Origin of the sequence: Methylopila jiangsuensis, assembly GCF_027922305.1 — a bacterium.
GTDB classification, from domain to species: domain Bacteria; phylum Pseudomonadota; class Alphaproteobacteria; order Rhizobiales; family Methylopilaceae; genus Methylopila; species Methylopila jiangsuensis.
Genome location: NZ_BSFK01000005.1, coordinates 434,081 through 454,540, shown reverse-complemented (window position 1 = coordinate 454,540; position 20,460 = coordinate 434,081). Strand labels below are relative to the sequence as shown.

The 20,460-nt window shown below is 70.1% G+C and carries 22 protein-coding genes and 1 tRNA gene; 10 read left to right on the top strand and 13 right to left on the bottom strand.

Annotated elements, in window-relative coordinates; all coding sequences use genetic code 11:
* Window positions 1–115: 115 nt before the first annotated feature.
* From PKE85_RS03665 to PKE85_RS03615, 11 genes are all read right to left on the bottom strand, one after another.
* Window positions 116–191: transfer RNA gene (locus tag PKE85_RS03665), tRNA-Phe, on the bottom strand.
* 85 nt (window positions 192–276) lie between these two features.
* Window positions 277–504, bottom strand: coding sequence for a DNA gyrase inhibitor YacG (yacG, locus tag PKE85_RS03660; protein WP_428981310.1), 228 nt, complete (start codon window positions 502–504; stop codon window positions 277–279).
* Complete coding sequence (locus tag PKE85_RS03655; RefSeq protein ID WP_271203424.1) at window positions 501–1,124, bottom strand: Maf family nucleotide pyrophosphatase; 624 nt, start codon at window positions 1,122–1,124, stop codon at window positions 501–503. Before PKE85_RS03655 ends, yacG begins: the two co-directional genes overlap by 4 nt.
* Window positions 1,125–1,166: 42 nt before the next feature.
* The gene (gene infA, locus PKE85_RS03650; RefSeq protein WP_131003039.1) at window positions 1,167–1,385 is read right to left on the bottom strand and encodes a translation initiation factor IF-1; all 219 of its coding nucleotides are present in this window, start codon (window positions 1,383–1,385) and stop codon (window positions 1,167–1,169) included.
* 139 nt (window positions 1,386–1,524) lie between these two features.
* A complete protein-coding gene (locus PKE85_RS03645; protein ID WP_271204069.1) occupies window positions 1,525–1,941 on the bottom strand; it encodes an arsenate-mycothiol transferase ArsC in 417 nt (138 codons plus the stop codon).
* Between the two features lie 51 nt (window positions 1,942–1,992).
* A complete protein-coding gene (locus tag PKE85_RS03640) occupies window positions 1,993–2,484 on the bottom strand; it encodes a UPF0262 family protein (RefSeq protein ID WP_271203423.1) in 492 nt (163 codons plus the stop codon).
* 12 nt (window positions 2,485–2,496) lie between these two features.
* Window positions 2,497–3,786: a histidinol dehydrogenase gene (gene hisD, locus PKE85_RS03635; protein WP_271203422.1), complete on the bottom strand. Its 1,290-nt coding sequence runs from the start codon at window positions 3,784–3,786 to the stop codon at window positions 2,497–2,499.
* Window positions 3,787–3,791: 5 nt separating this feature from the next.
* Window positions 3,792–4,217 carry a DUF2948 family protein gene (locus PKE85_RS03630; RefSeq protein ID WP_271203421.1) on the bottom strand — a complete coding sequence of 142 codons (426 nt, stop codon included), beginning with the start codon at window positions 4,215–4,217 and terminating at the stop codon, window positions 3,792–3,794.
* A 110-nt stretch (window positions 4,218–4,327) separates the two neighbouring features.
* On the bottom strand, window positions 4,328–5,167 hold the full coding sequence (proC, locus tag PKE85_RS03625; RefSeq protein WP_271203420.1) for a pyrroline-5-carboxylate reductase: 840 nt from the start codon (window positions 5,165–5,167) through the stop codon (window positions 4,328–4,330).
* An 18-nt stretch (window positions 5,168–5,185) separates the two neighbouring features.
* Window positions 5,186–5,686: a type III secretion system chaperone family protein gene (locus tag PKE85_RS03620; RefSeq protein ID WP_271203419.1), complete on the bottom strand. Its 501-nt coding sequence runs from the start codon at window positions 5,684–5,686 to the stop codon at window positions 5,186–5,188.
* 196 nt (window positions 5,687–5,882) lie between these two features.
* Window positions 5,883–6,158 (bottom strand): accessory factor UbiK family protein, encoded by a 276-nt coding sequence (locus PKE85_RS03615; RefSeq protein WP_271203418.1) that lies wholly within the window; start codon window positions 6,156–6,158, stop codon window positions 5,883–5,885.
* A gap of 265 nt (window positions 6,159–6,423) precedes the next feature.
* Between PKE85_RS03615 and PKE85_RS03610 the strand changes: the two genes are divergently transcribed.
* A complete protein-coding gene (locus PKE85_RS03610; protein WP_271203417.1) occupies window positions 6,424–6,990 on the top strand; it encodes a manganese efflux pump MntP in 567 nt (188 codons plus the stop codon).
* A 2-nt stretch (window positions 6,991–6,992) separates the two neighbouring features.
* On the top strand, window positions 6,993–7,574 hold the full coding sequence (locus PKE85_RS03605) for a cytochrome b (protein WP_271203416.1): 582 nt from the start codon (window positions 6,993–6,995) through the stop codon (window positions 7,572–7,574).
* A gap of 4 nt (window positions 7,575–7,578) precedes the next feature.
* Here PKE85_RS03605 and PKE85_RS03600 read toward each other — a convergent pair whose 3' ends face one another.
* Entirely contained in the window at window positions 7,579–8,556 is a 978-nt protein-coding gene (locus tag PKE85_RS03600) for a class I SAM-dependent methyltransferase (RefSeq protein WP_271203415.1), read from the bottom strand.
* A complete protein-coding gene (locus PKE85_RS03595) occupies window positions 8,550–9,911 on the bottom strand; it encodes a glycosyltransferase family 2 protein (protein ID WP_271203414.1) in 1,362 nt (453 codons plus the stop codon). Before PKE85_RS03595 ends, PKE85_RS03600 begins: the two co-directional genes overlap by 7 nt.
* Before the next feature lie 116 nt (window positions 9,912–10,027).
* Here PKE85_RS03595 and lgt point away from each other — a divergent pair, with 116 nt between their 5' ends.
* From lgt to pth, 8 genes are all read left to right on the top strand, one after another.
* Entirely contained in the window at window positions 10,028–10,846 is an 819-nt protein-coding gene (lgt, locus tag PKE85_RS03590; protein ID WP_271203413.1) for a prolipoprotein diacylglyceryl transferase, read from the top strand.
* Window positions 10,843–11,916, top strand: a complete 1,074-nt coding sequence (locus PKE85_RS03585) for a class I SAM-dependent methyltransferase (protein ID WP_271203412.1) — start codon at window positions 10,843–10,845, stop codon at window positions 11,914–11,916. The genes lgt and PKE85_RS03585 overlap by 4 nt, the downstream gene beginning before the upstream one ends.
* 16 nt (window positions 11,917–11,932) lie before the next feature.
* Window positions 11,933–12,712: a peptidoglycan editing factor PgeF gene (pgeF, locus tag PKE85_RS03580; RefSeq protein ID WP_271203411.1), complete on the top strand. Its 780-nt coding sequence runs from the start codon at window positions 11,933–11,935 to the stop codon at window positions 12,710–12,712.
* A gap of 184 nt (window positions 12,713–12,896) precedes the next feature.
* Window positions 12,897–13,829: a ribose-phosphate pyrophosphokinase gene (locus tag PKE85_RS03575; protein WP_271203410.1), complete on the top strand. Its 933-nt coding sequence runs from the start codon at window positions 12,897–12,899 to the stop codon at window positions 13,827–13,829.
* 264 nt (window positions 13,830–14,093) lie between these two features.
* Window positions 14,094–16,469 (top strand): bifunctional diguanylate cyclase/phosphodiesterase, encoded by a 2,376-nt coding sequence (locus PKE85_RS03570; RefSeq protein WP_271203409.1) that lies wholly within the window; start codon window positions 14,094–14,096, stop codon window positions 16,467–16,469.
* Between the two features lie 132 nt (window positions 16,470–16,601).
* Window positions 16,602–18,998: an EAL domain-containing protein gene (locus tag PKE85_RS03565; RefSeq protein ID WP_271203408.1), complete on the top strand. Its 2,397-nt coding sequence runs from the start codon at window positions 16,602–16,604 to the stop codon at window positions 18,996–18,998.
* A 117-nt stretch (window positions 18,999–19,115) separates the two neighbouring features.
* A complete protein-coding gene (locus tag PKE85_RS03560) occupies window positions 19,116–19,799 on the top strand; it encodes a 50S ribosomal protein L25/general stress protein Ctc (protein ID WP_271203407.1) in 684 nt (227 codons plus the stop codon).
* 27 nt (window positions 19,800–19,826) lie between these two features.
* On the top strand, window positions 19,827–20,435 hold the full coding sequence (gene pth, locus PKE85_RS03555; RefSeq protein ID WP_271203406.1) for an aminoacyl-tRNA hydrolase: 609 nt from the start codon (window positions 19,827–19,829) through the stop codon (window positions 20,433–20,435).
* Window positions 20,436–20,460 lie beyond the last annotated feature (25 nt).

Here is a 20,460-nt window from a genome sequence, read left to right as displayed (position 1 = left end):
CGGAGGGCGCATCGCCGCCCGAGGCCCGGGCTCCCGCAAGGCGAGACCCGCGCGAACAGACGTTCGCCCGCCTGTTCAGGAAGGCCGCGTAAGGTGTTTGTTCTTATTTGGAAAATGGTGCCCGGGGGCGGATTCGAACCACCGACACGCGGATTTTCAATCCGCTGCTCTACCAACTGAGCTACCCGGGCGGGGTGCCTGCGGGCTCATGTCCCGCGGGAGAGCCGCCTTATAGAAAGTCGCGCGGGGTCTGTCCAGCGAGTCGCGCGACGTAATTCACAGGCCGTCGTCATTCCTGTCCGGCCCGCTTTCAGCGTCGTCGTCGTCGCGCGCGGGGACGGCGTAGACGCCCTTGAGCCAGCGCGACAGGTCCACGTCGGCGCAGCGCTGGGAGCAGAACGGGTGGTGCTTCGGCAGCGACATGGCCTGGCAGATCGGGCACGGCCGCGGCGCGCGGCGGCGATCCTCGGGAGCCGTTCCGTCGTCGCCCATGGCCGCCGTCACGCCGTCGCGGTCCAGCCGCGGTGGAGCGGATAGCCCTCGCCCGTCAGCAGATTCGCGGTCTCGCACAGCGGCAGGCCGACCACCGCGCCGTAGGAGCCGGAGAGCTTGGCCACGAACGCCCCCGCGAGGCCCTGGATGGCGTAGCCGCCCGCCTTGCCGCGCCACTCGCCGGACTCGAGATAGGCCGCGATCTCCGATTCGGAGAGCCGGCGGAAGCGCACCCGCGTCTCCACGAGGCGGCTGCGCAGGGCGCCCTTGCGGGTGGTGACGCAGATGGCGGTCTGCACCCGATGGGCGCGGCCCGACAGCAGCCGCAGGCAATCGGCGGCCTCTTCGAGGTTTTCGGGCTTCGGCAGGATGCGCCGCCCCACCGCCACCACCGTGTCGGCGCCGAGCACCAGGGCGTTGGCGAGGGCGGGGTCCTGGGCCGCGAGGCGGGCGCCGGCGCGGGTCTTGGCTTCGGCGAGTCGCAGCGCCAGCGTGCGGGGGCGTTCGTTGCGCTCGGGCGTCTCGTCCACGGAGGCCGGGAGCAGCGCGTCCGGCGTCACGCCGATCTGCTCCAGCAGCGCGAGACGCCGTGGGCTCGCGGAGGCGAGCACCAGCTTCAGCGGTTCGGTCATGTCAGCGCGTCTCCGGCCGGCCGGCGACCGGCCGCCACCCGATCACTTGAAGCGGTAGGTGATGCGGCCCTTGGTCAGGTCGTAGGGCGTCATCTCCACGAGAATCTTGTCGCCGGCGAGCACCCGGATGCGGTTCTTGCGCATGCGGCCCGCGGTATGGGCGATGATCTCGTGGTCGTTCTCAAGCTTCACGCGGAAGGTGGCGTTGGGCAGAAGCTCGACGACGGTGCCCGGAAACTCCAGCAGTTCTTCTTTCGACATGTGGTCTCGACAGGTGAGGACGGCCGACGGTCCCGCAAGGGGGGACGCGGCCGCGCTTGAATACGGTCAGAATGCGTGGGTGATACCGGAATCCACGGTGTTCCACAACTCGCGCGGCGCGCGAGACCCATGCGCGGGCTCAGACGCGGGCGGGCGCGGCGTAGCGGAACCGGTCGCGGATGCGGTCCACGAGCCCGTCGCGAACCGTGCGGTAGGCGTCCATCACCTGCTCGCGGGAGCCGCCATGGGCCAGCGAAGGGTCCATGGTCGGCCAGTACTCCACGTCCAGAGGCAGCCGGCGCGTCAGCTCCAGCGCCGCATGGTGCGCCTCGGGCGCGAGCGTGACGATCAGGTCGAAGTTCAGGTCTTCCAGGTCTTCGAGCGAATGCGGCTTGTGCTTGCCGATGTCGAGGCCGACCTCGTCCAGGGCGGCCGCCACGAAGGGATCGTTCTCGCCCGGCTTCACGCCGGCGGAGGCCACATAGAGCGAGCGCCCGAAGTAATGCCGCGCCAGCACCTCGGCCATGACGGAGCGGATCACGTTCTGGCCGCACATGAACAGGACGGACTGGGGGCGCCCCGCGCCGGGGCCGCCGTGCTCCAAGCGTCAGCCCTTCCAGCTCAGGGCCGCGATGAGCGTGAACAGGCGACGCGCCGTGTCGTGGTCGATCTCGATCTTGTCCTTCAGCCGCTCCGCCAGAACCTGCGCCCCCTCGTCGTGCAGGCCGCGGCGGCCCATGTCGATCGCCTCGATCTGGCTCGGCGAGGCGCTGCGGATGGCCGAATAATAGCTTTCGCAGACGAGGAAGTAGTCCTTCAGAATCTTCATGAACGGCGTGAGCGACAGGAAGTGCGTCACCACCGCCGAACCGTCGGAGGCCAGAGTCACGTTCAGCGCCAGCTTGCGATCCACGAGGCCGATCAGCAGCGCGAACGGCCCCTCCCCGGCTTCGCGCGGCGCGAAGGCGTTGTCCTCGATCAGGTCGTAGATCGCGATCTGCCGCTCGTGCTCCACCTCCGGCGCCGCGCGCCCGATCGACGCCTCGTCGATGGTGACGGCGACGAGCTTGCGGGCGGGATCGCGGGCGGGGGCGGTCATGGGGCGGCAGGCTCAGTTCATGCGGATCGCGACCGAGCGCGCATGGGCGGTCAGCCCCTCGGCCTCGCCGAGGCGGATGGCGGCGCCGCCCAGCGCCTTCAGCTGCTCGGGGCCGCAGCGCAGGATCGAGGTGCGCTTCAGGAAGTCGATCACGCCGAGGCCTGAGGCGAAGCGGGCCGTGCGCGCGGTCGGCAGCACATGGTTCGAGCCGCCCACATAGTCGCCGATCGCCTCCGGCGTGTGGGCGCCGAGGAACAGCGCGCCGGCGTGGCGCACGCGGTCCGCGATCTCGTCCTCGTTCGCCGCCACGATCTCCAGATGCTCGGGCGCGATGCGGTCGGCGAGCGGAACCGCGTCCAGAATGTCGCGCACCACGATCACCGCGCCGAAATCTCGCCAGCTCGTCCCGGCGATCTCCCTGCGCGGCAGCAGGGAGAGCTGGCGCTCCACCGCGGCTTCGACCGCCGCGGCCAGATTCCCGTCGTCGGTGATGAGCAGCGACTGGGCCGATGCGTCGTGCTCGGCCTGGGCCAGCAGGTCGGCGGCGATCCAGTCCGGATTGCCGGTCCCGTCGGCGATCACCAGCACCTCCGAGGGACCGGCGATCATGTCGATGCCCACCGTGCCGAACACCCGGCGCTTGGCGGCCGCCACATAGGCGTTGCCGGGGCCGACGATCTTGGACACCGGCCTGACGGTCTCGGTGCCGTAGGCCAGCGCGCCCACCGCCTGCGCCCCGCCGATGCGGAACACCTCGTCCACGCCCGCGAGCTTCGCCGCGGCGAGCACCAGCGGCGCGATGCGCCCGTCCGGCGCCGGCACCACCATGACGACGCGCTCCACGCCCGCCACCTTGGCCGGCACGGCGTTCATCAGCACCGAGGACGGATAGGCCGCGGTGCCGCCCGGCACATAGAGGCCCACGCTGTCCACCGCGCGCCAGCGGTGGCCGAGCTCGACGCCGATCGGGTCGTGATAGGTCTCGTCCGCGGGCATCTGGCGGCGGTGATGCGCCTCGATCCGGGCCTTGGCGAAGGCCAGCGCCTCCAGCGTCTCGCGGTCGCAGGCGGCCTCGGCCGCGTCCAGCTCCTCAGCCGTCACCCTGAGGCCGAGCTTCGCGAGGTCGACCCGGTCGAAGCGGGCGGACAGCTCGATCAGCGCCGCGTCGCCGCGGGCGCGCACCTCGGCCAGAATGCCGGCGACCGCCTGATCCACATCCTCGGACACCTCGCGCTTGGCGGCGAGCAGGGCGTCGAAGCGGGCGTCGAAATCCGCGTCCAGCGCCGAAAGACGAATGGCCATGCGCGTCAGTCCCCAACAGTCGGAGCAGGAGCCCGCGCCGGGCCGAGGTCGGCGGCCTGCGCCTCGACGCACTCCACCTCCAGCCGCAGACAGGCGCCGCCTTCGAAATGCAGTTCGATCGCCCCGGACGGCCCGTCGGCCGGAAGGAAGGCGATCACGAGAAGCGTCAGCTCGGCGTCCGGGGCGGAGCGGTCCACCCCGCGGGCCCGCACCGCCGTGACCCGGTCGAAATGCGCCGCGGCCCGCCGCCGCGCCGGCTCCGCGCCCAGACGGTCGAGGCGATCGCCCACGAAGGCGAAGCGCTTCTCGCGCGGGAGATAGACCAGATCCCGCACCTTCAGCGCCGTGTCCTGAAGATGGGCCGACAGCACCGCCAGATCCTCGGCGTCGAGCGCGATCAGCTTGAGAGGGGCGTCGGAAGGCTGGGTCATCATGCGCTCGAAGGCGGGCCGGAACAGGGACGTCGCGCGGAAGGGCCCACGCGGCTGTCCGCACAGGTAGCCGCCGGCGCCGCGCTCGGCAACCGGCGAAGCCCGCGATCTCAGCCGGCGAGTTCGCGCGAGCGGTGGGCGGCGGCCGCGACCGCCCGCGCCATCAGGGCTCCAAGCCCGTCATCGGCCATCAGGACGGAGAGCGCCGCGGCGGTGGTGCCGTTGGGCGAGGTGACGTTGCGGCGCAGGGTCTCCGGCGTCTCGGGCGAGCGGCGCAGCAGCTCCCCCGCCCCCTCGACGGTCGCGCGGGCGAGCCGGGCCGCAAGCTCCGCCGGCAGGCCGGCCTTGACGCCGGCCTCCGCCAGCGCCTCCGCCAGCAGGAACACATAGGCCGGGCCGGAGCCCGAGACGCCGGTGACGGCGTCGATCAGGCCCTCGTCGTCCAGCCACTCCACCTGCCCGCCGGCCTTCAGCAGGGCGTCGGCGAGCGCGGTCTGCGCGGCCGAGACGCCGGCCGTCGCGAAGGCGCCCGTGATGCCGCGGCCGATGGCGGCGGGGGTGTTGGGCATGGCGCGCACCACGGCCGCGCCTGCGGGCAGGCCGGCCGCCAGTTTCGCCGAGGTCACGCCCGCGAGCACCGAGACCAGAACCGCACCGGGCTGCATGAAGGCGGCTGCGACCGGCAGCGCGTCGGCGACCATCTGGGGCTTCACCGCCAGCACCACGGCGGCGGGCGCCGCGATCGCCGCGGGATCGGGGACGAGCGCAACGCCCCGGCTCTTGAGCGCGGCGGCGGCCTCGGGCGGCAGGCCGGGATCGACGACGGCGGCGAGCGCGGGATCGAGCCCGCCGGCGAGCCAGCCGTCCAGCAGGGCGCCGCCCATCTTGCCGGCGCCGATCAGAACGATCGGGCCGCCCGGTTGGAGCGGCCCGACGGAACTCGCGGTCATGAACGGATCACCTGAACCTCACGCCTCCCCCACCGTGTCGAAGGCCACCACCTCCATGGCCTCCGTCGCGCTCTTGCCGGCCCACACCACGAACTGGAACGCCTGATAGTGGCGCTCGCAGGCTTCGAGGGCGGCCTGAAGCAGAGCCTCGCATTGCGGAACGCTCGCCTCGGCGCCGCCGCTGAGCAGCAGGGAGTGCCGGTACATCACCACGCCTTCCTTGCTCCAGAGGTCGAAATGGCCGAGCCACATCTGCTCGTTGATGAGCGTCAGCAGCTGATGCACCTCCGCCTTGCGGCGATCGGGGACCTTGAGGTCGAAGGCGCAGGCGAGATGAAGGGACTCCAGATCGTCCATCCATGTGAGGGACACATGGTAGTCGGTCCATGAGCCGTCGACGGAGATCGTGATCTCGTCGTCGTCCGACCGGTCGAAGGACCAGTCGTTCGCCGTCGCGATGCGTTCGATCATGTCGACAGGATGGGCCTGACGATCGGCGTCCACGTCGATGAGAGCCATCAGCTCCTCCCGGGGTGGGGCCCTGGCGCGGGCATGGGAACGACGTCGGGCGTGACCTGCGGACCGCCCCAATGGGGCGCGGACCGCCTGCCGAAGCTCGCAGCGTCCGCGCGGAGCGCGATCCGATTCGAGCCACCGTCAGAAGTATAGGGCGACTTCCGCCGCGCTGCACACTCCCCGAACGGCCCTGTTCGCGTCAGGACGCGGCGCCGTCCGGAGACGCCGCGCCGAGCTTCGCTTCCAGCGCTTCCAGCCGCGCCTCAAGCCGCTCGTTTTCCAGCCGCGCCTTCTCGGCCATGGCGCGCACGGCCTCGAACTCGTCCCGGCGCACCAGGTCGAGCTCCGACAGGATGCGGTTCGCCTGGGCGCGAACGATGGTCTCCACCTCCCGCCGCACGCCGGAAGCGGCGCCGGCGGCGTCGGTCATCAGCCGTCCGATCTCGTCGAACACGCGGCCGCGGGGCTCGGTCATGGGTCTTGCGCCTCCAGACGCGCGGATGTTTTCGCCCCTCATGTGGCCCACCGCGCAGGCCGCCGCAAGGCCGCCGCCGTCCGACGGCGCGGAGGCGCTTCGTCACGACGCCGGAGCCGACGCGTCTCCTAAGCTGAAATGGTTCTGGTTTTCAAAAGCAACTCGATGAAAATCATTCGCATTATCAGAAAAAATCATGATTTGACGACATGGCGGGCGGTCGTTACGAGCCGACGTCATTCTCTCATCTCGCGTCGAGTTCGCCATGTCTCCCTACGCCATCGCGCTGCTGGCCATCGGCATGTCCATCGACGCCCTGATCGCATCGCTCGGACGCGGCGCGGCGATCGGCCGACCGTCTCTGGCGGAGGCCGCGCGCACCGGCGTGGTGTTCGGCGTGGTCGAGGCGATCACGCCGCTGATCGGATGGGCCGCAGGCGTCGCCGCCAGCCAGCACGTGCAGGCCTTCGACCACTGGATCGCCTTCGGCCTGCTGGGCGCCGTGGGCGCGCGCATGTTCGCGGAGGCGCTGCGCCGGTCCGACGCCGAGGAGACCGAGGCCCGGCCGACGCGCTCGCTGGGCCTGCTGCTCGCGACCGCGGTCGGCACCAGCCTCGACGCCATGGCGGTGGGCGTCTCGCTCGCCTTCCTCGAGGTCAACATCCTTGTGATCGCGCTCGCGATCGGAGCGACCACTATGGTGATGTCCGCCGGCGGCATGCTGGCGAGCCGGGCGATCGGCCCGCGCTTCGGCCGCTACGCCGAAATGGCCGGCGGCCTGCTGCTGATCGGCCTCGGCTTTTCGATCCTCGTGGAGCACCTGTCCGCCTGACCATGACCCGACCCGCGCTCTCCCTGCTCGACCGCCCGACCGGCTACGGCCGCGTCTCCCGCATGCTGCATGCGCTGGTGGCGACGCTCGTGCTGTGGCAGTTCGCCATGGTGCTGGCCTATCGCGCGCTCGGCGAGCACAACGCGACGCTGAACGCGATCTACGGCTTCGCCTCCCACGGCCCGGTGGGGCTCGGCGTGTTCCTCCTGATGCTGGCGCGAATCCCTTGGGCGCTTTCCAACGCCCGGCGCCGCCCGCCCTACGACGCCGGCGTTCTCGGGCGGATCGCGCGGGCGAGCCATGCGCTGATGTACGCGCTGCTGTTCGCGGTCCCAGGCCTCGCGCTCGCCCGCGTCTACGCCAAGGGCGAGGGCTGGGTGGTCTACGGCCTGTCCGTGGTGCCCGTCGCCGAGGCGCCGATTCCCGCGGTCAAGACCGTGGTCGACGCGCTGCACGGGCCGCTGTCCTGGACGCTTCTGGCGCTGATTTCCGCCCATGTGGGCGCGGTCCTGCTCCACGGGGTCGTATGGCGCGACGGCATGGTGAGCCGCATGTTCGGCCGCCCTCGCGCCGCCGTAGGATAAGGCCTCAGGCCGCGGGTTTGCGGGCGACCAGAAAGGCGTCGATGTCCGGGCTATGCTTCGGCAGCGGACGGATGCGGAACGCGACCTTGGCGGCGAGATAGGACAGCACGAGGCTTGCGTGCCAGGCCCAGCGATGGCCGAAATAGCGCTCGGCCGGGGCCTTGTCCGTTTCCGACAGCAGCAGCTTCGACATCCACAGGATAAGGCCCTGGTGAGGCGAGGCCGGCAGCGACGTGGCCTCCACCACCTCGAGCCCGGCCTCGCGGGCGAGCGCGCTGAACGCGGACGGGTTCCACCATGTGACGTGGTGCGGCGGCATGTTGACCGGCAGGTTCGGAATCCGGGTCAGCGGAGACGGATGCAGCGGCGCCGCCAGCACCAGCAGCCCGCCCGGCTTCAGCATCCGCGCCATGCGCTTCACATGGCTGAGCGGGTCGGGCACGTGTTCAATCACATGGAAGGCGGTGGCGACGTCGTAGACCGAGGGATTGTTCTCCGCGTGGACCTCGAGCGTCTCGCGGATCACGGCGTCGTCCACGTCGTCGGCGGCGTAGGGATCGAGCCCGACGAAGCGCGCATGCGGAAGGTGCCGACGGAACAGTCCGGGCCCGCAGCCCACGTCGATCACGGTCGCGCCTTCGGGCACGAACTTTGCGGCCATCGCAAAGTCCGCCCGCTCGTCCACGCGGTTGTTCAGCCCGGTATGGACGTCCCATCGGCTGTAATAGGCGTTGTAGAACGGCCCGTCGCCCACGATCCGCGGCTCGAAGAACACGAGGCCGGTGTCGGATTCGTAGAGCGTGAAGCGGTCGACGCCCTTGAACAGCGCCGATACGTCGACCCCCTGCCCCAGGCGCCAGATGTCCGCGATCACGCCCGCGGACACGCCATGGATCATCCGTTTGGCGGGGCGGCCGGTCAGCGGGCAGGGCGGAAGCGGCGCGCGGGCGGAGCCCCGGGGCGCCGTGGAGAGTTTCACCATGTCTGCGGATGATCCAAGGTTTCGCCCATAGGCGCGGGCGATTCAAACGACCGGCGCGCCGCCACCCGAATGTCGCGCCGCCCCCGGACAGCGTAGTCGACATGCCCCCAGGACACGCGGCGCGTCCATGCGGCCCCGAGAATGACGCTAATGTGGAAGAGGTCAACCAACGGCTGCGCCGCGCCGAGCGCGATCTGAACCGCGCGGACCGACACGGAATCCGGCATTCCCAGCTTGCGCCCCACATCCCCGACCAGCGCCTGCCGGAGCGCTGAAAGAGCGCATATGACCGTCACGGCGGCGGCGCCCTCGGCGCCGGGAACCACGACGGCGCCGACCGCGAAGGCCCCGAGCCGCGACGCGATCGTCAGAAGCGCGAGCCACCACAGCTTCGGGCGGTAGATGTGGCAGATCTGGTGCTGCCGACGGCCGAACGACCAGGCCTCAAGAACGTCGTGCGAAGCCGGCGTCGGCGCCAGCAGCGAGCCGCGGGTGAGCACGCGCAATCCGGCGGCGGCGGCGTGATCGGCCAGCGACAGGTCGTCCGCCAGCGTCCTGTCCAACGCCGCGCGAAGGTCCATGCGCGCCGTGGCGGCGCGGGAGAACGCTGCGCTGCCGCCCCATATCACGCTGGCGTCCTCCCGGCTCAGCCGCGGCAGCAGCGCGAGCGGACGGTCGATGGCGGCGACCAGATGCGCCCCGAGCCGTCGGCCCGCCACCTGCTGCCAGCGTCGCCCGATGACGACGTCCGCCGTTCCGTCCATCAACGGCGAGGCCAGCGCGCTCAGCCACCAGGTCTGGGGAACGATGTCGCCGTCCATCAACGCCACCACGTCCGGCGAGCCGTCCAGGACGGCCAGCGCCGCTTGCTGGTTGCGGCATTTCTGCGCCTGATCGACGGCGTGTCCCGCCACGACGATGCGGAGCGCAAACCGGGTTCTCCCCTCGAACGCGCGGACCTGCCCGAAGGCGGGATCGTCCAGAGACTCGACCGCGACGATCAGCCTTTCGGGGCGCAGGGTCTGCGCCTCCAGCGCGGCGACCAGACGCCCGAAGCCGGGAACCGGCCCCGTCAGCGGCAGGATGAGCGCCACCTGCGCGCGGCGCCGAGCCTTGGGCGGGCCGGCCATGCGCCACGCGCGCCACGCGAGCAGGGCGCCGCACAGCGTGACGAGGACTCCGCAGACCAGCGTCGCCCAGGCGAAAAGCGGGAACAGGCCGGTAAAGCTCAAACGTCGACCAGAGGTGATGCCGGCCCCGCCTTTTGAGCGACCGACCAATAAAGACCGCCTTAATACCGTAACAATGCCACAATGCGACGGGTCGGCAATCCGCCGGGGTCGCGCGCGGCTCACGACCTTAGGAGAATGGGGTCCGCGCGCTCCTGTCCGGCGACGGACCTGAAGCGTGCGCGCCTTGACGCCCCGCCGGCGCCCGTCCATCACGGCGGGCGTCCGCAGCCGGAGCCGCCATGCCGCTGTTCGTCCTCCCCTTCCCCATCATCGACCCGATCGCGGTCTCGGTGGGTCCGCTCGCCATCCGCTGGTACGCGCTGGCCTATGTGGCCGGGCTGCTGCTCGGCTGGTGGCTCGCCAAGCGCATCGCCGCCAACGACGCGCTGTGGGGCGCGGTCCGCCGCCCGGCCCCGCTCGACGTGGACGATCTGATCCTCTGGGTCGCCTTCGGGGTCATCCTCGGCGGACGCATCGGCTACGTGCTGTTCTACAATCCGGGCTATTACGCCGAGAATCCGCTGGAGGCGCTGCAGGTCTGGCACGGCGGCATGAGCTTCCACGGCGGGCTGATGGGCGCGGCGCTCGGGGCCTTCGCCTTCGGCCGCTCCCGCGGCCTGCCCGCGCTGCCGATCTTCGACCTCGCCACCGCGGTCGCCCCCATCGGCCTGTTCTTCGGCCGCGTCGCGAACTTCATCAACGGCGAGCTCTACGGCCGCGCCGCCGATGTGCCCTGGGCCATGGCGTTCCCCCATGGCGGGCCGGAGCCGCGCCATCCGAGCCAGCTCTACCAGGCGGCGCTCGAAGGCGTGGCGCTGTTCGTCCTCGTGCAGATCCTCGTGCGCTCGGGCGCGCTGAAGCGGCCGGGGCTCGTGGGCGGCGCCTTCCTCGCCGGCTATGCGGTGGCGCGCATCATCGGCGAGCTGTTCCGGGAGCCGGACGCGCAGATCGGCTTCCTCGCCTTCGGCGGCACCATGGGGCAACTGCTGTCGCTGCCCATGCTGGCGCTGGGGCTCGCGCTGATCGTGCGCGCCCGGCGGTCGACGCCCGCCGCATGACGCCGCTCGCCCGCGAGATCGCGGAGATCATCGCGGACGAAGGCCCGATCGGCGTCGACCGCTACATGGCGCTGTGCCTCGGGCACCCGCTTCACGGCTACTACGCCACCCGCGACCCGTTCGGCGCCGGCGGCGATTTCGTCACCGCGCCCGAGATCAGCCAGATGTTCGGCGAGCTTCTGGGCCTGTGGTGCGCCGAGGTCTGGTCGCGCATGGGCGCCCCGGCGAAGATTGCGCTGGTCGAACTCGGGCCGGGACGCGGGACGCTGATGGCGGACGCGCTGCGCGCCGCCCGCGCCCTGCCCGGCTTTCGGGACGCGATCGAGGTCACGCTGGTGGAGACCAGCGCGACGCTGCGGGAGATCCAGAGCGCCCGGCTCGACGGCGCCGGCGTTCCGCTGCGCTGGGCCGCGACCGTGGACGAGGCGCTTGGCGACGCGCCCGTCATCGTGCTGGCGAACGAATTCTTCGACGCCCTCCCCATCCGCCAGTTCGTCGCCACGCCCGCCGGCTGGCGCGAGCGGCTGGTGGGCCTCGACGGCGGCCGGCTCGCCTTCGGGCTCGCTTCGGGGCCGCCACGGGACCTGTCCCTGCCCGGCCGCGCCCCCGGCGCCGTGATCGAGACCTGCGCGCCGGGCGCCGCCATCGCCGCCCGCATCGGCGCGCATCTCAGCGTCCAAGGGGGCGCGATGCTCGCCATCGACTATGGCGAAGCCGCGAGCGCCGGCGACACGCTGCAGGCGGTGAAGGCCCATCTCTTCGCCGATCCGCTCGCGGAGCCCGGCGACGCCGACCTCACAGCGCAGGTGGATTTCGGCGCGCTCGCCCGCGCGGGCGCATCGGCCGGAGCCCGCGCCGCGCCGCTGGTGCGTCAGGCCGAGCTGATGGAGCGCCTTGGCCTTGGCCTCCGGGCCGAACGGCTGAAACGGTCGGCCTCGCCGGAGCAGGCGCGGGCGATCGACGCCGCGGCCGCGCGGCTCATCGACCGGGCGCCCACCGGCATGGGCGCGCTGTTCAAGGCGCTCGCCCTCGCCCATCCTCGCCTCGCTCTGCCCGCCTTCGATTCATGATCGCCGGAGTACGCCCATGACGACCGTTCCGACCGTCCAGTCGCCCGCGCTGTCGAGGCTTCCGGGCGTCGCACACGCCTTCTTCACCCGCCGGGGCGGCGTCTCCACCGGCGTGCTGGCCAGCCTGAACGGCGGACTGGGCGCCGACGACGCCCGCGAGAACGTGCTGGAGAACCGGGCGCGAATGGCGCGCACCCTTGGGCTCGAGCCGGGCCGCATCGCGCTGCCGTGGCAGGTCCATTCCGCCGACGTGGCCGTTGCGACCGGCCCCTGGGCGCGGGAGCAGGCGCCTCATGTGGACGCCGTGGTGGTGGCCACGCCCGGCCTCGCCGCCGCCGTCACCATCGCCGATTGCGGGCCGATCCTGTTCGCGGATCCGGAGGCGCGGGTGGTCGCCGCCGCCCACGCGGGCTGGCAGGGCGCGTTCAAGGGCGTGGCCGAGGCGACGCTCGCGGAGATGGAGCGGCAGGGCGCGAGGCGCGAGCGCGTAACCGCCGTGCTCGGCCCCTGCATCCGCCAGCCGAGCTACGAGGTCGGCCCGGAGTTCGCCGCCCGCTTCGCGGCGCAGGACGCGAACAACGCCCGCTTCTTCGAGCCCTCGGGCAAGCCGGGCCACGCGCTGTTCGACCTCGCGGGCTATGTGGCGGCGCGCCTGACCGCCGCCGGCGTCGGGACCGTGGACGACGTGGGGCTCGACACCTACGCCGACGAGGAGCGCTTCTTCAGCTACCGCCGCGCCACCCATCGGGGCGAGGCGGATTACGGCCGCCTCGTCGCCGCCATCGCCCTTATGTGACGCTTTAACCGCAGTGATACCGCCCATGCGCTAAAGCGCGTGGGCAGGCGCTCACGATCGGTTGAGACGCCCTGGAATTGTTGTTAAGAGCCGCGCGTCTTCCGGTCCCCGAAGCGGGACGGCGCATGAGGCGCATGAAGGCCGGCTGCTCTCACGGGCGCGCGTTAGACGAGGTCATGGGATAATGAAGGTCGTCGCCGGCAACTCCAACCGCCCGCTCGCGGAAGCCATCGCCGCCTATCTGGCGACGCCGCTCACCCGCTGCAACGTGCGCCGCTTCGCGGACATGGAGGTCTTCGTCGAAATCCTGGAGAACGTGCGCGGCGAGGACGTGTTCGTCGTCCAGTCGACCTCGTTCCCGGCCAACGACCACCTGATGGAGCTGCTCATCATCATCGACGCGCTGCGCCGCTCCTCGGCGCGCCGCATCACGGCGGTGATGCCCTATTTCGGCTACGCCCGTCAGGACCGCCGCTCCTCCGGCCGCACGCCGATCTCCGCCAAGCTCGTGGCCAACATGATCACCCAGGCCGGCGCCGACCGGGTGATGACGCTGGACCTGCACGCCGGCCAGATCCAGGGCTTCTTCGACATCCCCACCGACAACCTGTTCGCCGCTCCCGTGATGGTGCGCGACATCAAGGACCGGCTGCCGCTCGACAACGTCATGGTGGTGTCGCCGGACGTGGGCGGCGTGGTGCGCGCCCGCGCCATCGCCAAGCGCATCGACGCCCAGCTCGCCATCGTGGACAAGCGCCGCGAGCGGCCGGGCGAGAGCGAGGTGATGAACGTCATCGGCGACGTGGAAGGCCGCTCCTGCATCCTCGTGGACGACATCGTGGACTCCGGCGGCACCCTGGTGAACGCCGCCGACGCCCTGCTCGCCAACGGCGCCAAGGAGGTCTACGCCTACCTGACCCACGGCGTGCTCTCCGGCGGCGCGGTCGCCCGGGTCACCGCCTCCCGCATCAAGGAGATGGTGGTGACGGACTCGATCCTCGCCACCGAGGCGGTTCGGGTCGCCAAGAACATCCGGGTCGTGTCCATCGCGACCCTGATCGGCGAAGCCATAGCCCGCACCTCCTCCGAGGAGTCGGTCTCCAGCCTGTTCGACTGAACGCCTTTATCTTCGTCTATCGTCTTTTAAGCTACGCCCGGCCTCATCCAGGCGCAGCCTCCGAACGTATGCTCTTCGAGAACGCTTCTCCCGTCTTCCGCGCCTGCCGCGGCGGAGGGGGTTGCGTCCTTGAGGGCTCGCTGACCAAGCGGCGCGCAATCGACTTAACGCTTTATCAGTCAGGCTTTCCGACAGGTCGGACGCATTAACTGGTCATTGGCTTAAGCCCTCCCATGATACCTCTCGTATCCTTCGGACGGCGCCATGAACCAGGTCATCGGTTGTTTTGTCTCCCAGCATGACTACCGGCTGTCGGCTCTCGCCGTCCTGATCTGCGCCATGGCGAGTTTCGCCTGCGTGCGGCTGCTCCGCTACGCGAAGGTTCAATCGGGCTACGCACGGGATGTCTGGGTGACCATCGCGGCGGCCACGGCTGGAATGGGCGTCTGGTCCACCCACTTCATCGCGATGCTTGCTTATGAGGCGGGTCTGCCGGTCCGCTACGATCTGCCCATAACCGTCCTGTCGCTGCTTCTGTGCGTCGTGATCATTCTGGTCGGCTTTCGGATCGCGATCGACGGCGAACGGACAGCGATTGGAGGACTGATCGTCGGCGCTGGCATTTCGGTGATGCATTTCACCGGCATGATGGCGATCGAGGTTCAGGCTCGGGAGAGTTGGGACATCGCGCTCATAGCCGCGTCCCTCGGCTTCAGCCTGGCGCTCAGCGCCGTCGCCCTGCCTGTGATCCTCTCGCGCACGGAGATCAAGGCGCAACTTCTGGGGCCCCTGCTCCTTGTTCTGGGCGTCGGCCTGCTGCACTTCACCGCCATGGCCGCCATGCGGCTCACGCCGGATCCGACCCTCGACGTGGTGGAAGCCGGCAGAGCCGCCTCCGGCCTCGCCCTCGGCGTGGCGCTCGCCAGCACGGCCATCGTGCTGATCGGCCTGGCGGCGCTTTATGTCGACCTTCTCGAACGCCGCAAACTGAAGCTTGAGCGGCACCGGCTGATGTCCCTGGCCGACGCCTCGGCCGAAGGGCTTCTGATCTGTGACGACCGCACCGTTCTCATCGCCAACGGCAACCTGACCGGCATGCTGGGCCGCCCGTCCGGCTCCCTGAACGGATCGCCCGTTCAGGAGGTTCTGAGTCTGCCGACCGCTGAACTCAATCGCCTCATGCATGTCGGCCTCGGCGCGGACATCGAACTGATTGGGGCGGACGGCCTGCTCGTGCCCGCCCAGATCCGCGTCCGCGCGATCGACATCACCGACCGGGTGCATCTGGCGGTGTCGGTGCGCGATCTCCGGACCCGCCTTGCGGCCGAAGCTGAAATCCGCCGGCTGGAGCATCATGACCAGCTCACCGGGCTCGCCAACCGCGCCCATTTCAAGCATCGGCTCGACGGTGCGCTGGAGAGCGCCTCCGCCGTCGGCGGCAAGGTGGCCGTGCTGTGTCTGGACATCGACCGGTTCAGCCGCATCAACGACCTCTACGGCCAGAACTCTGGCGACGCGCTGCTGCGCGCGCTCGGATTGGCGCTGCAGTCGACGCTGGCGCGCGGAGAGGTCGCCGCTCGTTTCGGCGGCGACGAGTTCGTCGTGTTCGCGCCGGTGGCGCAGACCGCCGATGCGGAAGACGTGGCGCGACGCATGCTCGCCTGCGTTTCCGAGACCAGCCGCGACTATGCGGGAGGCGTGTCGGCGAGCGTTGGCGTCGCGATCCACCCGGAAGACGCGCCCGACCGCATGACGCTGCTGCGCAACGCGGGCGTCGCGCTGCTTCACGCCAAGGCCGAGCCCGGTTCGGCTTGGCGTTTCTTTGAACGCGCCATGGCCGAAGAGCTGAACGATCGCCGGCTCATGGAGCATGATCTGCGCGCCGCGGCGGCGCTTGGCGAGCTGTTCATGGTGTATCAGCCCCAGGCCTGCGCCAGGACCGGCCGCATCCAGGGGTTTGAAGCCCTGATCCGCTGGCGGCGCGGCGGCGATCTGGTCTCGCCCGCCACGTTCATCCCGATCGCCGAAGAGTGCGGCGCGATCAGCGCCATCGGGGAGTGGGCGCTGCGGCGGGTGTGCGGCGACGCCGCGTCCTGGACCAATCCGCTCTACGTGGCCGTCAACGTTTCGCCGGTGCAGCTTCTCGACACCGGTTTCGTCGAGCTGCTGCACGCCCTTCTGCTGGAGACGGGACTGCCGCCCACGCGGCTCGAGGTGGAGATCACGGAAACCGCGCTGATCCGGGACTTCCTGCGCACGCTCACCGCCTTACGGCGGTTGAAGGCGCTCGGCGTCCGCATCGCCATGGACGACTTCGGCACCGGCTATTCGTCGCTGTCCAACCTTCGCGCTTTCCCGTTCGACAAGATCAAGATCGACCGCTCCTTCGTGTCCGGCCTCGATCAGAACGGACAGTCGGCGGCCATCGTGCGCTCGGTGATCGGCCTTGGGCGCGGCCTCGGTCTGCCGGTGACGGCGGAAGGCGTGGAGACGGAAAGCGAGCTGTCCGTCCTGCGCGAAGAGGGGTGCGAAGGCGTTCAGGGCTACCATATCGGTCGCCCGGCTCCGATCGAAACGTTCGAGGATCTCACGCGGCCCGGCGCCGCCGCCCCTTCCTGCGCGCTGGCCTCGGTCGCCTGAAAGCGCCTTTCCCGCGAAAAACCCCGCGTTGTCGAGTAATCGGCAACCTCGTTACATCCGCGGCGCGCAATTTAACGCGCCGGTCATCACCCCTCTGGCATACATGACGAGGTATCGATAACAGGCGTGCGCATGCTCAAGGTCGTCGGTTGCTTCGTTGACCAGCACAATTACGGGCTGGTCGCTCTCGCCGCCGTCATCTGCGCGGTGTCCGCGCTGGCGGCCATCCGCCTCATGCGCTATGCGGCGGCGCGCAGCGACGGCGCGCGCCGCATCTGGCTCGCGGTGGCGTCCCTCGCCACCGGCGTCGGCGTCTGGGCGACCCATTTCATCGCGATGCTCGCCTTCGAACCGGGCGTGCCGACCGGCTACGACGTCTCCGTGACGGCGCTGTCCCTCGTCTTCGCCATCTTTCTGACCGGCTTCGGGCTGTGGATCGCCATCGGCCCGCGTCCCGCTCTCGGCGGCGCGGTGTTCGGCGCGGGCGTCGCCGTGATGCATTTCACCGGCATGGCCGCCTTCAAGACCCAGGGCGCGCTGAGCTGGGACGCGCCTCTCGTCCTCGCCGCCATAGGATTGGGAGCCCTGTTCGGCGCGCTGGCGCTTCCCGTCGCCCGCTCGACGTCTCCCACCAAGGCTCATCTCGGCGGCGCGCTGCTGCTGATTCTCGCGATCTGCTCGCTGCACTTCACGGCCATGGGCGCGGTGGTCATCGCGCCCGATCCCAGGATCGCCGTTCCCGCCACCGCGCTTCCCACCCGATGGCTCGCGGTCGTCGTGGCGATCGCCGCCTTCGGCATACTCGTGCTCGGCTTCGCCGCGCTGCTGCTGGACATGCGGGAGCGGCGCAAGCTGCTTCTCGAACGCCAGCGGCTGCAGAGCCTCGCCAACGCCTCCGCCGAGGGTCTGCTGATCTGCAACGCGCGGCGCATCCTGCATGCGAACGACAATCTGGCCCACATGCTCGGTCTGGAGACGCCCGAACTGGCGCGCATTCCGCTCGCCGAACTGCTGCATCTGCGTCCCGAAGACCTGGCCACGCACGCGGCGTCGTCCGCGCCGTTCCGCACGGACCTGCGCGACCGCTCCGGCGGCGCCGTGCCGGTGGAGATTTACGTCCGGCCGATCGAACTGTCCCAGCAGCCGCATTTCGCCATCGCCGTGCGCGACCTGCGCGCGCAGATCGCCGCGGAGGCCGAGATCCGCAAGCTGGCGCTGTTCGACAGCCTGACCGGTCTGCTCAACCGGTCGAGCTTCAACCAACAGGTGGAGGACGCGGTGCTCGCGGCCTCCGCCATGACCGCCAAGCTCGCCGTGCTGTGCATCGATCTGGACCGGTTCAAGCAGATCAACGATCTGTTCGGCCACGCCGCCGGCGACGATCTGCTGCGCTCGGTTGGGCGCGCGCTGTCCGGCTCGCTTTTGGAGGGGGAGATCGCGGCCCGTCTCGGCGGCGACGAATTCGCGATCCTCGCGCCGGTCGATCACGCTGTCAGCGCGGGCGCCGTCGCCGAACGCGTCCTGCGGGCGCTGTCGCAGGCGGGCGGCGATCATCAGGCGGGCGTCGTGCGGGCCAGCGTCGGCGTCGCGATCTTCCCCGACGACGCTTATGACCGCCCGTCACTGCTGCACAACGCGGACGTGGCGCTCTATCGGGCGAAGGCGGAGCAGCTTGGCGGCTATCGCTTCTTCGAGCAGACCATGAGCGAAGAGCTGAACGACCGCCGCCAGACCGAGCACGACCTGCGCCACGCCGCGGACCGGGGCGAGCTCTACGTGGTGTATCAACCTCAGGCCTCCGTCGCCTCCAGCTCGATCGTCGGCTTCGAAGCGCTGGTGCGCTGGCGTCGCCCCGGCCACGGCCAGATGTCGCCGTCGACCTTCATTCCGCTCGCGGAGGAGTGCGGCGCCATCCTCCCGATCGGCGAATGGGTGCTCCGTTCGGTCTGCCGGGAAGCCGCAGGCTGGCCCAACCCGCTTTCGGTCGCGGTGAACGTCTCGGCGGTCCAACTCCACGCTCCGAACTTCGTGGCGCTGGTGCATACGGTGCTGTTCGAGTCCGGGCTGCCGCCGCAGCGGCTGGAGATCGAAATCACCGAGACGGCGCTGGTGCGCGACTTCACCCGCACGCTCGCGACCCTGAGGCAGCTCAAGGCGCTGGGCGTCCGCATCGCCATGGATGATTTCGGCACCGGCTATTCGTCGCTGTCCAACCTGCGCGCCTTCCCGTTCGACAAGATCAAGATCGATCGTTCTTTCGTCACCGCCGTCGACAGCAACCAGCAGGCCGCCGCCATCGTCCGCTCGGTGCTGGGGCTGGGGCGCGGGCTCGGCCTTCCGGTTATGGCGGAGGGCGTCGAGACCGAGGCGGAGATGCAGTTCCTGCAGTTGGAGGCCTGCGACGGCGCGCAGGGCTATCTGTTGGGCCGCCCCGCCCCCATCGACCAGTTCGCGCACCTCACGCGCGCGAACGACGTCCGCCTCCTGTCCCACGCCGAAGACGAGCCGCGGGAGCAGCCGGCGGCCTGATTGCGCGCATGGCCCCTTTCTGTTAAGGAGCAGCCGCGGCGTCCCACACCCCTGGAGGGGTTCGCCGCGGAGGGCCGTCCGCTTCGGGCGGCCGTTTCTTTTGGAGATTTGAGACCCATGACCGCCACCAAAGCCGTGAAGGCTGAGCTGCGCGAGAAGGCCGGCAAGGGGGCCGCCCGCGCTCTCCGCCGCGCCGGCAAGATCCCCGCCGTCATCTACGGCGGCAAGAAGGCGCCTGTCGGCATCGCGCTCGACGGCCACGAGCTGTTCAAGCTGCTGCACGCCGGCGGCTTCAAGACCACCGTGTTCGAGATCGACACCGGCAAGGGCAAGGAGCGCGCCATTCCGCGCGACTACCAGCGCGATCCGGTCAGCGACGTGCTGCTGCATGTGGACTTCTTCCGCGTGTCCGCCTCCTCGGTGGTGGACGTCGAGGTGCCGGTGCACTTCCTGAACGAAGAGGACGCTCCGGGCCTCAAGCGCGGCGGCGTGCTGAACGTCGTTCTGCATTCGGTGGCCGTGAAGGCGGGCGTCGACAACATTCCGACCGCGATCGAAGTGGACCTGAAGGGCCTCGAGATCGGCGACATCGTGCACGCGGCGTCCGTGAAGCTGCCGTCCGGCGTCGAGTTCGCCGCCGAGAACCTCGACGAGGTCACCATCGCCACCATCGCCGCGCCGACCGTGGTCGCGGAAGAGGCGGCCGAGGAGCAGGCAGAGGCCGAAGCCGAGAACCGCGGCGAGACTCCGGCGTCCGACGAGGCCGAGGCCGCGTCCGAAGAGAAGCCGTCCGAGGACTGATCCTCGGCGCATCGGGAGCCCTGTCCCATGCTGCTCCTGGTCGGTCTCGGCAATCCGGGACCGAAATACGAGAAGAACCGGCACAACATCGGCTTCATGGCCGTTGACCGGATCGCGTCCCGCCACGGCTTCGGCCCGTGGCGGGCGCGCTTTCAGGGCGATGCGGCGGAAGGCTCCCTCGGCGGCGCCAAGGCCCTGCTGCTGAAACCCCGCACCTACATGAACGAGAGCGGCCGGTCGGTCGCGGAAGCCGCGCGCTTCTTCAAGATCCCCATCTCCCACATCGTCGCCCTGCACGACGAACTCGACCTGCCCCCGGCCAAGCTCCGGGTGAAGGTGGGCGGCGGCAACGCCGGCCATAACGGCCTGCGCTCCATCACCGCCCATATGGGCAACGACTACAAGCGGCTGCGGCTCGGCATCGGCCATCCGGGCGACAAGGCGCTGGTCCATTCCTACGTGCTGAACGACTTCGGCAAGGCGGAGATGGGCTGGGTGGACGTGCTGACGGAGGCCGTCGCCGACGCCGCCGACCTGCTCGCCAAGCCGGACGACGCCGGCCTGCAGAACAAGGTCCATCTGCGGATGGAAGCGGCGGGCTTCGGCGAGGTGATGAAGCTCGGCGCCCGGCCTTGACCGTCCCCACGAAAACACGAACTTC